The sequence below is a fragment of the Pseudoalteromonas sp. PPB1 genome, assembly GCF_015356275.1.
GTDB classification, from domain to species: domain Bacteria; phylum Pseudomonadota; class Gammaproteobacteria; order Enterobacterales; family Alteromonadaceae; genus Pseudoalteromonas; species Pseudoalteromonas rubra_D.
In genome coordinates, this window is record NZ_JACEQV010000016.1 from 78,155 (window position 1) to 100,210 (window position 22,056).

The window sequence follows — 22,056 nt, forward strand, 5'->3', positions numbered from 1 at the left end:
ATGGAAAATTCAGCGATTGAAGCGTTATTGGCCGAACTGGATGGTCAGGGTATTTATGTTTATCTGCAAGAGGGTCGCCTGAAACTGCGTACCCACCTTGCAACTGTGCCAGCTGCACAGCTCAATAAAATTAAAGCGCACAAGCCGGCGCTGATAGAGTATATGCAGGCGCACCATCAGAAGCAGGGAATGCTATCCGCCTCCCAGCAGGGGATCTGGCTTATCGACCAGTATCATGGAGGCGATATTGCCTACACTATGTCTGGACTACTCAGGCTATCACAGCCTGTCGGTAAAGCGCAGCTTGAAGCCGCCCTGAATACCTTGCTGGCCCGTCACGATATTTTGCGCAGCCAATTTTTCGCTACAGAACAAGGTGGATGTCAGCGCGTAAATACCGAGTTGTCACTGACCTTAACCCAATTGTATGTGTCTGAGCCTGTGAGCCAGGGGCAGATTGAAACCGAGTTACAACCTTTATTGCAGCAAGGGTTTGATCTACAAAAAGCGTTACCGATACGCGCCGCTTTGATTAGCACAGCGAATGAAAATCAGGGACGTTGGGTCTATTTGATGCTGCATCATCTGGTGGCTGATGGTTGGTCGGTTCAGTTGCTGGTGAATGAATTGCTGGATATATTGCAATCAAAGGAGGTGCCACAGACGGCACCGTTACAATATCTGGATTATGTACATTGGGAAAAACGCTTTTCACAGTCTGATGACTACCTGCAACAGCATGCCTATTGGCAACAACAGCTTGCGGACTTTTCGTCTTTTTCAATGCCCACCAGCTTTGCCAGCCAGGCTGAGCCCTCGTTTCGTGGTGCCAGTCATCAATTTACACTGAGTGAGGCGCTTTGCCAGCGTTTCGAACACAGCTGTCAGCAGCTGGGCGTCACGCCATTTTCTGCGCTACTGAGCGTTTTTTATGTGTTGCTTCATCGCTACAGCCAGCAACAGGACATCACGGTTGGGGTCCCAGTGCTGGGTCGAGAGCAGAGTGAGTTTGAGTCCATGATCGGCTGTTTTATTCATACCCTGCCACTGCGTCAGCAGCTGGATGGGGGGATGTTGTTTAACGAGCTGGCTCGTAGTACTCAGTTAAAGATGACACAGGCGCTGGAAAATCAAAGTGTTTCTCAGGACACACTTGCCAGGCTGGCGGATACTTCTCAGTTGTTTAGTGTGCTGTTTAACTATGATGCGTTGCCAGTAACACCATTGCGTTCCGGCGAATTGGAAGCGCAGCTATTCACGCTGAATAACCACACTGCCAAATTTGATCTGACCTTAAATTTGATGACGCACGATAACGGCATGGCTGCTGAACTTGAATATAATATTGCCTTGTTTTCGCCTGGGTTGGTTGCTCAGATTGCCCGTGATTTCGAGGCTTTACTGCGCACGTTAAGTGACGACCTGGCTCAGTCACTTTCCGGGGTAAAGTTGCCTTCTGTTGAAGCCGCGCAACAACACCTGGACAAGGCAAGTGACATGACATCAGCGCCTTTGGTGTTGCCTCAGATCCTGGCCCACGCACAGTCGACACCAAGACACATGGCAATTGTGGATGCTGATAATCCATCTCAGTCAGTGAGTTACGCTGAACTCGGTGGACAAAGCGCCAGTCTGGCTGGTGCGCTCAATGACGTTGCACAGGGTGAAGAAGTGGTAGCCGTGCTGGTCAATCGCCAGGTTCACAGCCTGGTTGCGCTGATAGGCGTGATGCGCGCCGGGGCCGCTTATTTGCCCATAGAGCAGGATACCCCTGTACTGCGGATCATAGAAATTATGGCGCAGGCAGGCTGTCGTACATTATTGGTGTGTGATGCTGAAATGATGACAGAGCAGGTGCAAGCCGCACTGAATGAGCGCGACATTGTGGCGTGGGATTTTCATCAGCTGTTAGAACAAAACCGCACTCTATCAGAAGAGTCAGAAGTAGCGCTGAGGCGCGATGCACAAGACCTGGCTTATGTGATCTTCACCTCCGGGTCGACGGGTAAACCAAAAGGTGTGGCGATGAGCCATGGTGCCCTGGCCAGTTACTGTGAGTCGATTACGCATCGTATAGAGTTTTCGTTGCATACGCGTGCCGGGATTGTCACTGGACTTGCGACCGATCTTTGCCTGACGGGTATCTACCCGGTGCTTGCGCAGGGGGGCTCAGTTGTTATGCCAGGGAGCCGCACACTACCAGAACCTCAGTATCTGGTAGAGATGCTCACGATACAGCAGGTCAATATGCTAAAAATAACGCCGTCATTTGCTCGTGAGCTAATACCTCAAATTGCAGCTATGGGTGAGAACCAGCCAGCGATAGAGCAGTGGATACTCGGCGGTGAAGCACTGGATGTGGTCTTAGTGAGCGAGTTACAGGAGCATTATCCGACAGCCCATATCGTTAATCACTACGGCCCCAGCGAAACCTGTATCGGAGTGACAACGCATACCGTTACTGCTCAAAGACATGCCAACAGTGAACATTACCCCATTGGTAAGCCGCTGGCACATACCCGGGTGCTGGTACTGGATGAACAGGCTCAGCCGGTGCCATTGGGTATGCCGGGAGAGCTTTATATTGGTGGTTCGTCCCTGGCCGATGGGTATCTGCGTGCGCCACAGCTGACAGATCGTTACTTTGTTCACTGTGAAATGCAAAATGGAAAATTAGCGCGCTTTTATCGTTCCGGTGACAGAGTTCGGTTAACTCATCGGGGTGAGCTGGAATATCTGGGCCGTCTGGACAATCAACCCAAGATCCGTGGCTACCGCATTGATATTAGTGAAATTGAAGCAAAACTGACAGCACTGCCTCAGGTAAAAAGTGCGGTTGTTATCGCCCGTAAACAGGCCAATATTGATACGCTTGTGGCCTACTACGTTGCTGCCGGTGAGGAGGAGGTGGTTACCTCTGATGTTTTACGAGATGCACTCAGTGCGCTTTTACCTCAGGCCATGATCCCCAGCCATTTCAAAGCACTGGAAAAACTGCCAGTGCTTAGTAATGGTAAAGTTGACCGTAAACAGTTAGCAACTTTATCGCTCAACGAAACACGTAATTATACGCCACCTAAAACAGAGCTACAGCAACAGCTGGCCACCTTATTCAGTGACCTGACAGGTGTGTCTCAGGTCTCGGCAGACGATGACTTTTTCGCAATCGGTGGTCATTCTTTACTGGCCATGCGACTTGCCAATCATATTCGCGCCAGATTTGAACGAGTGTTGTCTCTGCAAGCCATTTTTGCTAACCCCACGGTGGAGAAACTGGAACGTTGCCTGCTTGGACAGGACATTCATGTAGGCCATAACTTAGTGACGGTCGACCAATCTGGCGCGCATCCTCTGTCTTTTGCACAGCAGCGGATCTGGTTTGTTGATCAGATGCAGGGCCACAGCAAGCAATATAATTTGCAGGGCGCTTTCACGATTAAAGGTGCGTTGAATATCACGGCCTTGTCTCAGGCATTTGAACAGGTGGTTCAGCAGCACGCCATTCTAAGATTTAATTATGACCAAAACGAGCAGGGCGAAGCGGTCCAGTCTTTCAATGACACCCTGAACTTTGTGTTACAGCAACGGGATTTAAGTGGCTTTGATGATGAACGGCAGGCAGACACCCTGCGTCAGCTGTTGGCTGAGGATTACCATACCGGATTCGACCTGAAGCAGGAGCTGCTATTACGAGGTCAGCTGCTGCAACTCGATGCACAACTGTATGTGCTTATCGTGACTATGCATCATATTGTCTCAGATGGTTGGTCAATCGGGGTGTTGTGTCGCGCACTGGAAACCGCTTATCGCCAGGCCTGTGAGGGCACTCAAACAGGGTTGCCAAAGCTCTCGCACAGTTATATTGACTATGTACACTGGCAACGGAGCCTGGCCACTCAGCCTCAGTGGCAAACGAGTTTGACGTACTGGCAAAATCAGCTGGCCGACTTGCCCCGGGTCCATGAATTACCTCAGGATAACGCCCGGGAAAACCGAGTGATTAGTGGGGGGTCTTTACATTGTTACGAGCTGCCAGCTGACTTAACCCAGGTACTGCGCCGTTTTGTTGCGACAAGCGGACAAACCTTGTTTGGTGTACTGGAGAGTGCCTTTGCGTTATGGATGAGCCGGCTGTCGGGTCAATCTGACGTGGCGTTGGGTACGCCAGTTGCCGGGCGCGAGTTCAGTGAACTTGAGCCTGTTATTGGCAACTTTATCAATACTCTGGTGCTGCGTCATCATATTGAGTCGGATATGACGTTCAGTGATGTGTTGACGACAAGCAATGAGACACTGCAAAGTGCGTTGACTCATCAGCATATTCCATTCGATACACTGGTTGAAGCGCTCAACAACGAGCGGAGTTTGGGTATTCACCCGTTAATTCAGGTGGTCTTTCGGGTCAACAACCAGATCAACGAAGCACTGCAACTGGAAGGCCTGGATGTCACCGTGAATGACACCGGCGTACGAAGCGCTAAATTGGATCTGGAAGTGTCAGTGATTGATTGTGGCGACACTTTGCAGATTGAATGGCTCTACGATAGTGCCTTGTGGCACGAGCACAGCATTGAGTCTTTCGCCCGTCAGTACACCCAGTTGCTGAGTGCCTGCCTGGAAGCACCGCAACGCCGCGTGAGCGAGCTGAGCTTGATAGACCCAGATCAGCTGGCACAGATACTTTCCTATAGTGCCCCCCAGAATGAACAAGATAGCAGTGATATTGGTTGGCATCATCACTTCAGCGCGATTGCTGAGATCCAGCCTCACAGCATTGCACTGCGATGTAATGGTGAATCATACAGTTATCTGGAAGTGGAGCAGCGTGCCAATCAGCTGGCGCACTGCCTGCTTGAAATGGGGTTTGATGAGCAAAGCCGGATTGCCTTATTACTCCCGTCCGGTCCTGCCATGGTTATTGCGGTACTGGCTATTCTTAAAACACGTCACGTCTATGTGCCCTTGCATTACGATACACCAGAAAAATCATTGTCTTATATCGTAGAAGATGCAGATATTGTGATGATTTTGGCACTCAGCGAAGATACTGAAAAACTCATTGATAGTGGCACTGATTTTTTGTTTCTGGACGATTTATTTGACGTTGAGTCAAATTTTGCGGGTTACCCAGTGTCTGCTCCTGGCCTGGAGGAGTTAGGGGAATCGCAGACCTCAGATGCCCAGCGCTTGTGTTACATCATTTATACGTCGGGCTCAACCGGGCGGCCAAAAGGCGTGATGATCAGCCATGGCAATCTGAATGTTTACTTATCTCATGCCATGGATACGTATCTGGACGCCGACGCGACCTTACCACTTGCGGTGGTAAGTACACCTTTGGCATTTGATGCCACGATCACCGCACTGGTTCCCCCCTTGCTGTGTGGCGGTGAGGTTGAAATCGTGACTCAGGGCCCTCATCAGCTTGCGGCCATTACTGAACTTCTGTTCAATGCCATCCGACCGCGTTTATTCAAACTGACGCCGGCGCATTTGCGGGCAGTACAGGCGCTGATGGATGAGCTGGGTAGCAATAGCGCACCCCATACCATAGTGATTGGGGGTGAGGCACTCGATAGTGATTTACTGATTGCGCTGCGCGCTAAGCTGCCGGCTTGCACCTGGGTTAATGAATATGGTCCGACTGAGGCAACCGTGGGCTGTAGCGTCTTTTCGCTCACTCCGGATCTGAATCCGCAGGCGGCACTGCGTTATCCGGATGTGCCGATCGGTCTGCCCAATCCGGGCGTTGCTATGTTGGTGGTCGATCAGTGCGATCAACCAGTGCCTGCTAATACTCCTGGAGAGTTATTGATTGGAGGGGCAGTGGTCAGCCCGGGTTACGTCAATCTGGATGAGCTGAATCAAACTAAATTTGTCACTTTGAGTGTGGGTGAACGGCCACCAATGCGCTTCTATCGAAGTGGGGATTTGGTACAGTGGCAGAGTGATGAGCAGGGGAGACTGAGTTATCTAAGATACTGTGGTCGTACCGACGAGCAAATCAAATTGCGTGGCTACCGCATCGATTTGAATGCGATTTGTCATTATCTTCGCGAATTGGATGGTGTTCGCGACTGTGCGGTGACAGTTGATGAAGGGCAGCAGTTGTTGCAGGCCCACCTTCTTTACCTTAACGGTAACGTACCGCCGGACAGCCATTTGCGTAATCATCTGGCGCAGTATCTGCCGCCGTATATGATCCCTGGGCAGTTTAATCGTGTTGAGGCTATCCCGCTTACTGCCAATGGCAAGGTAGATAGCAAAGCACTCAAAGCCCTGGCCCAGCAGGGGGAAGGCAGAACCAGCAAAAGTATAGACCTGACAGCGCTGACAGCCATGCAGTCTTATTTATATCAGCTCTATCGTGACACTTTGCTGACTGAGCATATCGACCTGCACGACAGCTTTTTTGACCTCGGCGGTCATTCCTTATTGGCCATCAAGCTGATCAGTCAAATTCGTCAACAGAAAAACCTTGAGGTGACGCTACCTCAGCTGTTTAAAACACCAACCATTGCGTCATTGGCGCAGGCACTGGAGCACTGTGAGCCTATCTCAGCTGTGCATGCTATTCAGCCTGTATCACGGGAACAGGCATTACCTTTATCGTTTGCCCAGCAGAGGCTGTGGCTGATTGAGCAGCTCCAGGAGTCGAGCACCCAGTACCACATGCCAGCCGGGTTTAAATTCAGCGGCACACTCGATAAGGCTGCTTTCAGTGAAGCGCTGAAGGCGCTAATCGCACGTCATGAGGTGCTGAGGTCGCGGATAGTGAAAGTGGAGGGGGCGGCTGAACCTGTGCAGCAGGTGAGCGAGCAATTCGAGTTGCCGTTAACTCAGCTAGATTTGACGAAAATGAGCGAACGTGCCCGGCAACAGCGTTGGCAGCAGGGAGCGCATGACAACGCGACTGCGCGATTCGACCTGAGCCAGGATCTGCTGTTGCGGGTATTGTTGGTCGAGTTTGCCAAAGACGATTATCGGGTGCACTTCAATATGCATCATATTGCCAGCGACGGCTGGTCGATGGCCATTCTGGTGCGGGAGTTTATCGCATTCTATCGTCATTTTGCCAAAGAATCCGGCTACCAGTTGCCTGCTGAGCTGACTCAGCCATTGGCTGTGCAATATGGCGACTTTGCACACTGGCAGCGCAACATTTGGGCGAAAGAGGCTAATCAGGCAGATTTACAACACTGGCAGACAGCCTTAGAAGGCCATCCTCCGCTACACCAATTGCCACTTGATTATCCGCGTCCTGCCATGGCTCAGCTGAATGGTTCGCGACACACACAACGTCTGAGTGCCGCGCTCACCCGAGCCATTCATGAACACTGTAAAGCACAAGGCGTGACCTTGTTCATGTGGCTGCATACGGTATTTTCATTGCTGGTACAGCGTTACAGCCAGACAAACGATGTGGTGATTGGCTCACCGGTTGCGGGTCGTGAACACAATGAAGTGGCTAATTTGATAGGCTTTTTCGTCAACACGCTGGTAATTCGCACGCGCACCCAGTCTGGGCAAAGCTTTAATCAGTTACTGGAGCAGCAAAAACAGGTGATCCTGGATGCGTTTAAGCATCAGGCGCTGCCCTTTGAGCAGTTGGTGGAAGCGCTTAAGCCCGAGCGCAACTTGGGGCATCAGCCCATTTTCCAGATTTTGTTTGCATTGCAAAACAACGAAACCACAGATTTGGTGCTGCCTCAGTTGCATATTGAAGTAGAAACGCCGAGTGAGCCCATGATGAAGTTTGACCTGGAGGTCAATGCAATTGAAAAGGGTGATGGCATTGAGCTGGAATGGAATTTTAGCTCAGCGCTGTTTAAGAGCGCGACAGTCGCAGCACTGGCTGAATCTTTCGAGGTATTGATCAGTACCATTCTTAAATCGCCTGAGCACAAGGTGGAGCGCTTAGCTTTGTTGACTCAGTCGCGTCAGCAGCAACTGGTGAGCATCAAAGGCGCAGACACGGCCATATCAACACAGTGTATTCACAGTCAGGTCACCGCCCGGGTACAGAGTGCCGCAAATCAACTGGCCGTGCGTGATGCGGATGCATGCATGCTCAGCTATCTGGCGTTAGAGCAAAAGGCCAATACGCTGGCCAGTTACTTGCTGGAGCAGGGCGTTAAGCCGGGAGCACGCATTGCCTTGTGCCTCGGCGCTGAGTGTGACCAGCTGGTTGCTATGCTGGCGGCCTTTAAAGTGCGTGCCGCCTATGTGCCGATTGATCCGACACTGCCCGCGTCGCGCTGTCAGTTTATTGTGCGTGACAGTGGTGCAAGCTGGTTGATTACCAACAACAAACTCCTGTCACAGTTAGAGCCCGTGATTGATGCCGTGCAGCAGCCGCCATTGTCCGTGCTGGTTATGGATAGCCCACAGAGCTGGCAACCGAGGCAGCTGCATGCGCGTTTTGCCAGCAGTGAATCTTCAGATCTGGCCTATGTGATTTATACCTCAGGCACCACAGGCCAGCCTAAAGGCGTCGCGATATCACATGGCAGTCTGGCGCTCTACCTTGACCATGCTTGCCATGCGTATTTGGATGAGCAGCCCAGCTTTAGCGTTGTCAGCACTCCCTTGGCGTTTGATGCCACAGTAACCGCTATCTGGCCTGCGTTATTGCAGGGGGTATGCATAGATATGTTGGCTGATGACGAGCGAATGTTAAAAGAGCTGGCTAACCGCCTGTGCGGCACGGTTGCCGGGGTCTTTAAAGTGACGCCAGCACATTTACAAGGGGTTGTTGCAATACTGAAACAATGTGGCCTGTCGGATGAGCGCTCCTTTGACGCTGCACATAAGGTGGTCGTGGGCGGTGAGGCATTACCTGTTGCGCTGTTAGCCGAACTGAGTGAACGATTACCTAATGTCTGCTGGATTAATGAGTACGGTCCAACCGAAGCCACGGTGGGCACCAGTACTTATCAGTGTGACAAACAGGAGGTTGACCGGCTTTCAGCACAATCGATGATCCAGGTTCCTATCGGTCAGCCAATCGCTAATACGCATTTGCTGGTGCTGGATGAACAGATGCAGCCGGTCCCGGCCGGGGTCATGGGGGAGCTGTATATTGGGGGGAATAACCTCGCTCTGGGCTATCTGAATCGTCGTGACCTGAGCGATGAAAAGTTTGTCTGGCTGCCTGTTGGCGTGCAGCAAAGTGAGCAGCGCTTCTATCGCAGTGGCGATTTGGTGCGTTGGTCTGTCAATGATGATGGTACGCCGGGTGCACTGCAGTTTTGTCATCGCCTTGATGCACAACTGAAGCTCAGAGGCTATCGCATTGAGCCTCAGGAAATTGCTCAGCAATTGCAGCAAGACCCGCGAATTGAACAGGCTGTGGTGGTGCTGAATGAAGCCGCTGATAACCTGGAGGCCTACCTGGTCGCTAAGCCAGATGAGGGCCTGGCACGTCCTGAACCGGCAGAGTTGGTGAATGCCGGGGTTGCCACCGAACTGTCGGCACGACTGAGTGAATCGCTGCCCGCTTATATGGTGCCTTACCGCTATGTACTGACTGATACAATTCCTCTGACTGCCAACGGCAAGGTAGACGCGCGGGCGCTTCATGCGCTGGGGGCACAATGTGACTCTGTGGATAAACTCATTGCACCGCGCACTGATGTGGAGGCTGTCCTGGCGGATATTTTGGCGTCAGTGTTGAAACGCACTTCAATCAGTGTTGAAGACAACTTCTTTAGCCTGGGCGGTCATTCATTGCTGGCGACGCAATGCATCGGACTGATTGAAGAACGACTGGGTGTCGGTATGTCAGTCAGAACGCTGTTTGAGCGGCCGACCGTGGCTGCACTGGCCCAGTGGGTTGAAATTCAACAGGCCATGGCACATCAGGCTCAGGATGATAACGAAAACGACACTTCAGAAGAGATGTTTTTGTAATGACGGAACAGTTGATAATAATTGAGCAGTTAATCGCAGATGCATTGCGTGCAGGCATCACCTTGTATGAAAAAAACGGTGCACTGGCATTCAAGCAACAAGGTGCATTCCCGGATGAGCTCAAACAGCGCATAGTGGCGAATAAAGCTGAGATCATTGCCTATTTTCAACAGCAGCAGGGTGAGGCGCGGGTATCGGGTGCGTATTCGACGATAGCAAAAGTCGATAGCTCACTGCCTTTGCCTGCCAGTTATGCTCAGCAGGGGCTGTGGTTCATCGAGCAGTTACAGGGCAGCAGTCAGTACTATATGCCCGCTGAATTTGTCCTTACCGGCCACCTGGACATCAATGCGCTGCAGGCGAGCATCCACGCCCTTATCATCCGTCATGACGCTTTACGCAGTCATTTTATCGCCGACAGTCAAGGTGATCAGGGCGTTGTTGTGCACGTGACAGAGGCATTTGAAACGCCATTTGAGTGGCGCGATGCCAGCGCCTGGCCTGAGACCGAACGGGCGCAGACAATCCGCACCCAACTGACAGAGTTTCTGGCTCGGCCATTTGATTTAACGCACGATGTACTGTTACGAGCCTTAGTGATATCTGATCAGCAAACTCACTATCTGGCGTTCAATATGCACCATATCGTGTCCGACGGCGCGTCGATGCAGGTGTTGGTCACAGAGTTAGAAGCGCTTTACCGTGCAGCGTTAAACGAGGATAAAGCCCCTCAATTGGCACCTATGAAGATACAGTATGGTGATTACGCAAGCTGGCAGCAAAATACTCTGAAACCCGAGTATCTGGCGAACAAGCTCTCGTTCTGGCAGCAAGCGCTGTCAGACCTGGATCCGATCCAATCTCTGCCCGGAGACTTTGTTCGCCCGGCGGTACAATCACACTGTGGCCGGGTTTATCGTCAGGCCCTGAGCCCTTCCTTGGTTGTTGGCATCCAGGCCCAGTGTGCCAGCCAATCGGTTACGCCATTTATGTGGTTGCTCAGCAGTTTTATGCTGTTTGTTGGCCGGTTAACGCAAAATGAGCAGGTAGTTGTTGGTACGCCTGTGCTGGGGCGCGACCACCCTGAGTTAGCGCCCTTGATTGGCCTGTTTGTGAATACGCTGGTGATCCCAGCCAAAGTCACCGAGTCAATGCGCTTTGACGACTGGTTACAGCAACAAAAAGAGCAAATCCTGGCAGTATTTGAGCACCGGGAAGTGCCGTTCGATAAAGTCGTTGAGGCGTTACAGTGTGAGCGTGACATGAGCCACCATCCGCTGGTACAGATTTTGTTTACGCTGGAACAAAATACATCGGCACATACTCTGAATCTGCCTGGTTTAAGTGTGGTAGAGCAAACAGCCAGCAGTGACAAAATCGACATAAAATGTGACCTGGAGCTCAGTGCCATTCTGGACAATGAGACCCATTCACTTACGCTCAACTGGAAGTACGACAGCGATCTGTATCGCAGCGACACCATAGCGCACTGGGCTGAGAGTTTCGCGGTTATGCTGGAGCAGCTGGTTGACGCGCCGCAAACGCAGGTTGGGCATGTTGCGTTACTCAGCGAGCAGCAAACTGAGACTATTTTGGCACATGCACAATACACAGACACCCATTGGGATACCAGCCAGACGCTGGTGAGCCTGTTCGAAGCACAAGTTGAGCGCTTTGGTCTGCGGATCGCCGTGGTCGATGAGCTGGAACGTTTGAGTTATCAGGCGCTGAACAACCGGGCAAACCGGCTTGCCAGAGTGCTGGTGAAATGTGGTATCACACCCCAAGCCATGTTGCCCGTTAGTGTCACTCGCTCTGTGAATATGGTGGTGACTTTACTGGCGATATTAAAAGCCGGGGCAGCGTATGTACCCATTGACCCGGATTACCCCAGAGACCGGATTGAATACATCATCGGTGATGTTGGCAGTCGCTGGTTGATTTGCGACAACTATACTCAGGCACGCTTTGACACCTGCGCTGAGCAGCTCATCAACATTGACGATGAAGCCCTTTACGATGGCGTTGCGATTAGCGATAACTTAGCACTGGATATTGAGCCACATCACCTGGCTTATATGATTTATACCTCAGGTACCACCGGCCGTCCTAAAGGCGTGCAGATAGAACACCGTCATGTAGTGCGCCTATTACACGTAGAACCTGCTTTATTTGACTTCGATGAGCATGATGTGTGGACTTTGTTCCATTCATTTTGCTTCGATTTTTCGGTTTGGGAAATGTATGGCGCATTACTGTTTGGCGCAAAACTGGTGGTGGTCAGCAAGGCCGTGAGCCAGGATACCCAGGCCTTCGCTCAGTGTTTACTGAACGAGAAGGTGACAATACTCAATCAGACACCCGGTGCGTTTTATGTCCTGCAATCAGCTATGTGCGCACTACCCGAAGCGGATCAGGCGCGCTGTCAGGTGCGCTATGTGATTTTCGGGGGAGAAGCTTTGCAGCCGGGCAAGCTCAGGCCCTGGGCTAACCGATTCGACACCTGCCAGTTGATAAACATGTACGGGATCACCGAAACCACAGTGCATGTGACCTTTAAGCGACTCACGCAAGCGGATTTAGCGCTGGGAGTGAGTAATATCGGCCATGCTATTCCAACCACATCGTGTTATGTCCTGGACAAACATCAACAGCTGTTGCCAATGGGGGCGGTGGGCGAGTTATATGTCGGTGGTGAGGGGGTGTGCCGGGGTTACTGGCAAAGAGAAATGCTCAATACTGAGCGCTTTATCGCCGATCCGTTCGCCGCATCAAGTGACAAAAAACTGTATAAAACCGGCGACCTGGTGCGTTTTCTGCCAGATGGCGAGCTGACATACATTAGTCGGGCCGACGATCAGGTCAAAGTGCGTGGTTATCGTATTGAGCTCGGAGAGATTGAAAATCAGCTGCGCCAGCATCCACAACTACAAGCTGTCAGCGTATTACTCAACCGCAATGACCAGCAAGGTGCGCGGATCAGCGCGTTTGTGGTTCCGTGTCCCGGTGTTGAGCTGGCAGAGCCGCTGACTCAGCTGCAAGCGTATCTACGTAGCTCACTGCCCGACTTTATGTTGCCCACCAATGTGGTGGTTGTCGACACTTTACCCCTGACCAGCAATGGCAAAATAGACAAAAAGGTGCTGCTGGCACTGGACGTATTACAGCAAGAAGCGGTGTATCGTGCACCAACTACGGATACTGAACATGCGATCGCAACGTGCTTTTCGAGTTTACTGGGGGTGGAGCTGGTCGGCCTGGATGATCATTTCTTTCGTCTTGGCGGACACTCTTTGCTGGCCACGCAACTGGTAAGTCAGCTCAGGGAGCATCATAGTCTGCCTGTCACATTAAAAGATGTGTTTCAGAACCCGGGTGTTGCCGAGCTGGCAAAAGTGGTCACTCAAGCCGGTGATCAAAGTGCTTCGGCGTTTGATATTCCACGTACACAGACCACGCAACCTTTGCCCTTGTCTTTTGCGCAGTCGCGACTGTGGACAGTCGAACACATGACGTCTGACTCAGCGCAGTATCACATGCCCGCGGCTTTCACTCTCCAGGGCCCATTAAACCTGGTTGCATTTAAGCAGGCCTGGCAGGCTATAATTGAACGCCATCAGGTGCTGCGCAGTAAAATACTGCTCGATGACGCGGGCAGACCACAGCAGGTGCTTAATCCCGACTTTGAACAGCCTTTGCACTACATAGATGCACGCGCTCTGGCACCAGAGGCGCAACAGCGATGCTGGCTTAGCGCACAGCGCGACGATGCCATGCAAACCTTTGATCTGAGTCAGGACCTGATGGTGCGACTGACCCTGATGTCATGCAGTGATAACTTGCATCAGTTGCGCGTTAATTTGCATCATATCGCAGCAGATGCGCACTCTTTGGAGATTTTAACTTCGGAGTTGGCGGCATTCTATCAACACTATGTCACGGGGCAGCCACTACCTGAGCTGCTGTCGCAACCTTTGCCATTGCAATACGCCGAGTATGCACAATGGCAGCACGAGACCCTGCAAGGTGAAGCTTTGCAGGCACACAAAGACTTTTGGCTAGCGTACCTGGCAGATGCACCACCGCTTCATCAGTTGCCACTGGATCGGGCCAGAACCAATGCACCGGATACGCATGGTGCAGTACACATTGCACACCTTGACCTGTCGCAGCTCGAATCTATTGAAGCCCAGTGCCACCACAACGATATCACCTTGTTTACCTGGTTGCAGACTGCGTTTGCATTATTTGTTGGCAAATACAGTCGTTGCGACGATGTGGTGATTGGTACGCCTTTTTCGGGAAGGGAACATAGCCAGTTGCAGCCTTTGGTAGGGTTTTTCATCAATACCTTGCCAATTCGTACGCACTTTACGCCACACATGACTTTTGGTGAGCTGCTGAACCAGCAAAAAGCACTGATGATAGACATTCAGGCCCATCAGGCAATGCCCTTCGAGCAGATCCTCGATGCGCTTAATGTGTCACGCGACCTCAGTCATCAGGGCGTGTTTCAGCTGAGCTTTTCACTTAATCCCCGGCTGGACACACAGCTGCAACTGGCTGATATAGTAGTGTGCCCGGAGCAAGCGGTGTCTGTGTCAGCTAAGTTCGATATCGAACTGAGTGCGGTACAAACTGAGGACGGACTGCGTCTTAGCTGGTGTTACAACACAGGTTTGTTTGATGCCGCCAGTATTGCCCGCATGAGCGAGGCGTTTAACGTGATGCTCAATGCACTGGCTAATAACACCGAGCTTCGTATCGCCGATATTCCTTTGACACTTCAGCGATACCAGGCAATTAACGGGCAGTCGCACAGTGTATCCGAACACACCACGCTGGTTGAGCAGCTCGCTCGGTTTGCCAGTCAGACACCCGATAAAGTCGCAATTCAGGACCCCGCAGCGGATAGCATGCTCACCTATAGTGAGCTTGATACTCGGGCCAGCGCTTTGGCTAAATATCTGGTCGGCCAGGGCTTGAAGCCACAGCAAAGGGTACTGATCAGTTGCGATGCCGGTATCGATTTAGTGGTGGCCATGCTGGCGACCCTCAAAGCCGGTGGAGCCTATGTGCCTGTGTCGCCGGATTACCCCGAAGCACGCATCAGACACATTGTCAGCGACAGTGGTAGTCGTTGGTTGTTGACGCAAAAGTGCTTTGTCAGTCGGTTTGCGGCATATCAGGACTGCCAGCAGGTATGGCTCGATAGTCCTGACCTGAACGCGCAGTGTGCCATCTATGCACAAATGACGTTACCAGCAATCGATGCTGGTCAGCTTGCTTATGTGATTTATACCTCGGGTACCACAGGACAGCCCAAGGGCGTCATGATCCCACACCGTGGGCTAACAAACTTGTGTCACTGGCATCAGCGCGCCTTTGCACTGGACCAGCACAGTGTCGGCAGCCAGACCGCCAACATCGCGTTTGATGCGGCTACCTGGGAAATATGGCCCTATCTGAACGCCTGTGCACAGCTGGTGTTTGTTAGCAGCGCGCATCTGAATGATCCGCAATTATTGTCAACATTGTTGACCGAAGAGGGAGTAAGCCATTGCTTTTTGGCAACGCCCATTGCAGAAGTCATGCTGGCAGACTCAGCCTTTACACCGGCAAAGTTAAAATATTTGTTGGTTGGAGGGGACAGGCTGAATCCGGTCCGAGGTCAGTATGAATTTAAACTAGTTAATAACTATGGACCCACAGAGGCTTCTGTAGTGGCAACCTCGGGTCAAGTTGCGTGGCATAGCGAGCAGCAGCCGGACATTGGTCTGCCGGTGGACAATTGTGCGATTTTCATAATTGATGAGCATGATCGCAGTGTGCCCGACGGCATGGTCGGAGAGCTTTATATTGCAGGCGCAGGTCTGGCTCTGGGCTATTTGAATAAGCCCGAATTGAGCGATGAAAAGTTCACTGAACTGACACTGGATAACGGTGAACGTGTGCGCGTTTATCGCAGTGGCGACCTGGTTCGGCGGCTTAATAATGGCCGCATTGCGTACATAGGGCGTAATGATGCGCAAGTTAAATTACGTGGTTATCGCATTGAACTGGCTGAAATTGAGCATCAATTGCGTGAGCAGGCTGGTGTTGCGGACTGCGTAGTATTGATAACGCAAACGCACCCAGGTCACAAACAGTTGACGGCATTTGTGGTGCCTGAGGCTGCGCAATCTGGGCACGACTCGGGTGAAGTTTGGCGTGCTGCACTTCGTGCTCATTTGCCAGATTACATGGTGCCAAATGCATTTATCGTTTTGCAGGCGTTGCCATTGACTGCTCATGGCAAGCTTGATCATCGTGCATTGGCGCAGCTGGCTGCGCAGTCTGACGTTGAAAAAGTCGCACCGGTTGAGACGAGCGGCGCAGCAAACGCTGAACACAATCCGATTTTAACGCTGATGCGGTCACTGCTGAATACAACGGACCTGCAAGCCCAGGATGACTTTTTCGCCAGTGGCGGTGATTCCATTTTGGCCATTCAGCTTGCCAGCCGGGCCAGAGCTGCTGATATTGCCATCTCTGTGGCTGATATTTTTACACACAGTACAGCGGACGCTTTGGCTGCAAACTTTATCACTAACACTGCGCAATCCAGCATTGTCGAGTGTGAATGTGAGCAGCAGCATTTTGTCGGCAAATTGACCCCACATCCAATCCAGCACTGGTTTTTCGAGCAGGCTTTTGCGGTGCCCGAGCACTGGAACCAGGCGGTCATGTTGAGCATAGATAAGTCCGTTTCTTATGCACATTTGTGCGATGCAGTCCAGGGGCTGATACAGTGTCATGATGCGCTCAGACTGTCTGTCAGAGAGGGTGAACAATTACACATCATGGAGCAGCTAGACAGCACTGCTGTGTGTCATGCTCACGACCTTAGCGCCAAAGGCACGTGCTGGCGGGATGCATTGGCGGAGATCTGTGCGCTGGCACAGTCGGGGTTTACCTTTGACGGTTCACCTTTGTTGCACGTATGCCATATCGTGACACCAGACACGGAACAAGCTGATCGGCTACTGGTGATTGCTCATCATTTACTCATTGATGGCGTGTCCTGGCGTATTTTGCTGGCCGATCTTGAGCAGGCCTGCGCTCAGGTTCAAAGCGGACAGGTTGTGCAGTTACTGCCAGCCAGTGCTTCGCTGGATGCCATTGCGTTTTATCTTCAGGACCGCGCTCAGGAAACCCAATATCTTGCCAGATGGCAGGATGCGGCGGCGGTCTCCCGGTGCCAACGCCCGCTGGGCGCAAGTTTTACGGGCAGTCAGCTGACCACGGCCATTATCAATAAAATACAGTTCAGCCAGTCTCAAACACAGCAGCTGCTGAATGAGGCAAACCGGCCGTACAGAAGTAATATCCAAACCTTATTGCTCAGTGCGTGGCAGTGGCTTGCGATACGTCACTATCAGTGTACAGATCAGGTGGTGATGCTCGAAAGCCATGGTCGTGCACAGCTGCAAGGTGCGCTGGATGCCAGTCGTACCATTGGCTGGTTAACCGCTTTATTCCCGCTGCGTTTAACGTGTGGCAGTGTTGTATCGGGGTCGGCACTGACCGAGGTTATCTGCGCTGTTAAAGAACAACTTGCCTGGACCACCCGCCATGGCAGCGAGTTTGGCGCTTTGCGCCATGCCCACCCGGAGCCTCAGATCAGGGATTCATTGAATATAACTACCCGTGAACAGGTCTTTTTCAACTATCTGGGGCAGCTTGATACGGTCTTGCAGCACAGTGGCTTGCTTGGTGACGCCGCTGAGCCTACAGGCTTGCTTCGTAGCGAGCTTGATAACGTGTTCGGGGCATTACAAATTACCGCGGCGGTGACGGGCGGCTGTTTGTCAGTGACGCTGGAGTGCGCATCTGATTATTATTCTGAACAAGATGCCAGGCAGCTGAGCACGCGTTTTGAGCAGGCCATTGAAGAAGTACTTGCGCATTGTGTCACGCAGATAGAGCACTATTTCACACCCAGTGACTTTCCTCTGCTGCCGCAGCTCGACAAACTACAACTGGATCAATTGCTGGACAAAGCAGGGCAAGGTGTTGCCGATATCTATCCAATGACGCCTCTGCAGCAAGGCATGTGGTTTCATGCACAAGGTGCTGACAACAGCGCCTATCTTGAACAGTCAGTGATGTTACTGGAAGGGGTTTTAGATACAGAGGCTTTTGCCTATGCCTGGGCGCAGCTGGCAGCCAATCATTCAATTTTACGCACGGCATTTTTTGTCACCCCACATCTGCCTGTTCAGGTGGTATTTGAGCAGTGCACTGTGCCTTTGCAAATTGATGAGCCACAATCTTACGACGATACAGTTGAAACTTGTCTGACGCAGGTGGCTGCACAGGAATATCAGCACCCCATTGATTTACAAGGTGCGCCTTGTATGCGCCTGAGGCTGGTGCCGTTTGGCGAGTATTGTCACGGGTTTGTCTGGACATATCATCATATGATCATGGATGGCTGGTCCTTGCCCGTGTTGTTCGCTGAGCTGGTTGAGTACTATCATGCGAGAGTGCAAACCCGGATGGTGAAATCTGTCATGGATCCGTTCCGCGACTATGTTGAATATCTTGAAAAGCGGGATATTCAGGCAGAGCAAGCGTTCTGGCAACAGCAACTTGCAAAGGTCGATACGCCAACGCTGGTGACAGAGCACCTAGCCATCAGCGATGGAAAAAATCACAGCGTCAGTGAGCTGACAGAAACATTGAGTACTGACTTTACCGCCCAGCTCAGTGCATTTGCGAAGCAACGTGGGCTGACGCTCAACCAAGTGGTTCAGGGGGCGTGGGCCTATTGGTTGCGTACCTGTTGTCAGAGTGATTACGTGTTGTTCGGTCAGACTGTGTCCGGGCGTCCCGAATCCTTGCCTCGAGTCGCAGAGCGGGTTGGCTTGTACATCAATACTCAGCCGGTGTTGATTCATACCCCAGGGCACTTGTCGGTCAATGACTATCTTGCGCAGATCAAAGAGTTGCAGGGAGCACTGGCGCAACATGCACATACGCCACTGTCACAGATCCAGCAATGGAGTCAAATTGACAACAGCAGTGATTTGTTTGACGCCCTTTATGTGTTTGAAAATTACCCCAGCGATCCGCTGGCTGAAAACACCGCGCCGTTTAAAGTCACAATATGCTCGGAACGGGACCAGACGCATTATCCAATAACGCTTGCAGTTGGTGTTGCAAAACAGCTTTCACTAACGCTGTGCTACCGTGACGCGATGTTAACCGCGCAGCAGGCGCGCCGGAGCCTGAGCTTGATAGCGGATTTACTGACTGCCTTCATGGAGGCACCGGATAGTACGCTGGCTCAGTTGCCGTTGGTGAGGCCAGACCAAACTACCCAGCTACCTTATTTCGAGCTGCCCGGTGCGAGCAAACAGGCTGCTCATCATCAGACGTTGCAGCAGGCGTTTGGTCAGGTTACGGCCAGCAACAAGCAAAACACCGCTATTCGCTTTTATCAGGCGGGGACGAAGCTCCCCGTTCAGACACTGACCTACGGCGATCTGGATGAGGCAGCCGGTCGACTGGCAAATTACCTGATGTCTCGGTATTCACTGCCCGTCGATCAGGCTGTGATTGCGATATGTCTGGAGCAGGGCCCACAATTGGTCATTGCGATTCTGGCCGCACTCAAGCTTGGCGCATCCTATTTACCGATCGCACCAACACTACCTGAGCAAAGGCGTCAGTACATGCTCTCTAATGCAGGAGCCGCGTTGTTGATCAGCACAGATCAAGACTGGCTTGGAGATATGCCTGCTTGCCCGCTAATTGATTTGGCAGCCTGTGAGGCTGATATTTCAGCTGAGTCAGGCGACTGTGTGCAGCACATGTGCAATAGCACCGCTCCTTGTTATGTGATTTACACCTCAGGCACTACGGGTGAGCCAAAAGGTGTGCAAGTTGCTCATCGCAGTGTGCTCAATTATGTGGCGTGCTTGCAAAGCAATTACGCTATTACACCGGCCGACAACTACCTGCAATTTGCCAGTTGCAGTTTTGATGTTTTTGCAGAAGAAGTGTTTTGTACTTTACTCAGTGGCGCAACCCTGGTGATGGCCGAACAGAACCTGTTGCTTGATAGTCAGGCGCTGGCCGAACTGGCGCGTAATGCCGAGCTGAGCCTGATGAGTTTGCCAACGGCTTACTGGCAGCAGCTAGCGGCCAATCCAGTCGATTTTGGTTCATGCATGCGGATCATTACAGTCGGCGGTGAGCAAATGCAAAGTGCGGCACTGCGCGCCTGGCAGGGCCATTATGGCTCGGCCATTCGAGTTATCAACGCTTATGGGCCGACTGAAACCACCATTTCTGCCACGCTTCAGGATGTGACGCGTTATCAGGGGGAATTCGTGCCAATAGGCCAGCCACTGCTTGGCCTTGAGGTACATGTGCTGGACAGCGAGTTCAGAGCCTTGCCTGATTACGTCGCGGGAGAGCTGTATGTCAGTGGTGAGGCACTGGCACTTGGCTATTTGGGTGATAAAGAGAAAACAGACAAAGCCTTTGTGCTCAACCCCCACACTCAAACGCGCTGTTATAAAACCGGTGATAAGGTGCGAGTGATTGACGGAGCGTTGCACTTTTTAGGACGTCTGGATGAGCAGGTAAAAATTCGCGGCTATCGCATTGAACTGAGCGAAATAGAAAGGACTTTGTTGGCACAGGAAGCGGTGTCTGCCAGTGTTGTAATTGTGAAACGAGACCAGCACAACGGCGATCAGCTGGTAGCCTTCGTTGAGTCTGCGCTTGAGCCTGATGTTTCGGGGCTTAAAGCGGCACTGGCTGAGCATTTGCCCACTTATATGGTGCCACAATGGATAATCGTCCGCGCACAGCTACCCCATAACCACAACGGCAAGCTCGACAGAAAAGCACTTGCCAGTGAGGCTGACACACTAATGTTGGCCGAGCCTGAACAGTATGTTGCCCCAACCACGCCCCTGGAGCGTCACTTATGTGACTATCTTGGCGAACTGTTGCAGTGTTCGCAGGTGGGGCTCAGTGATGACTTTTTTGCACTGGGTGGCCATTCGTTATTGCTCATGCGATTGCATACTGAACTGTGTGATGTACTCAAAGCCCAGGTACCCATAGCCTTGCTGCTGCAACATACCCGTATTGATGCGCTCGCGCAGGCTTTAAGCGATTTTCAGCAAGCCAGTCAGCAACATCCTGCGGAACTTCAAAGTTTGTTATGCCTGCAAACTGGTAGTCCAGGCGTTACACCTGTGGTGTTGATAGCCGGTGCAGGTGGTCTGCTGATGGCCTTTCAGGCATTAGTACAGGGGTTAGATAAACAGATCCCTGTCTATGGCCTGCAGCCAGATCTGATTGCACATAACCCGGATGTCGTTGGGTCGGTTGATGCAACGGCGCAGCATTACTTGTCTGCACTCGGGAAGGTGCAGATCGGTTCTGTGCATCTTATTGGTCATTCGTTTGGCAGCTTTATCGCACTGGCAATGGCGCAGCAGCTGGACAAGAACTCCCTGCCTGAAGGACAGGGGCAGAGTGTCGCGGTGTCGTCAATAACCATACTGGATACACCAAAACCAACGCATAGCTCAGTGTCGATTTCGGCCGCAGAGGCAGATCAGTTGATGCTGGAGAATCTCAATGAATTCTTTGGACTGAGCTTGAAAGCGGAACAGCTTCGCGTACTCAGAGCTGAGACTCTTACACAGCAAACCATAAGCTTGGTGAATGTCATGGCTCAGTCAGGCTACCACTTTACAGCTGAACAGTTATCACGCCTTCAGGCCGTGTTTCGTGGTCAGTTACTGGCAGAAGTGCACCTAGGGTCAGAGCTAAGTTGTCCGCTAACCGTGATCAAAGCCAGTCAAACCCGGGAGTTTGAAGGCCGAAGGCTCTCAACTGATATGGGCTGGCAAACCTTGTATGCCAATGTGAATGCCCATGAAGTTGAGGGCACTCACTTGTCGATTTTGCAGTATCAGCAAGTCGATAGGGTTATAGAAATAATAGAGAGTTACTACAGTTTGTAGTCTATTGTTTAGCAAAGTGTTTTTAAATTGTTTTAATTTGATGTTGGTTGTGCGTAAAAAACAAACAATAAATGTCAAAATTGCGATGTAAATTTTATTTGATACCTAA

General features: G+C 51.7%; 2 protein-coding genes. Both read left to right on the forward strand.

What is annotated here, in order from left to right; genetic code table 11:
• A complete protein-coding gene (locus IY568_RS16425; RefSeq protein ID WP_194868131.1) occupies positions 1-9,912 on the forward strand; it encodes a non-ribosomal peptide synthetase in 9,912 nt (3,303 codons plus the stop codon).
• A complete protein-coding gene (locus tag IY568_RS16430; RefSeq protein ID WP_194868132.1) occupies positions 9,912-21,947 on the forward strand; it encodes a non-ribosomal peptide synthetase in 12,036 nt (4,011 codons plus the stop codon). Before IY568_RS16425 ends, IY568_RS16430 begins: the two co-directional genes overlap by 1 nt.
• Positions 21,948-22,056: the final 109 nt, after the last annotated feature.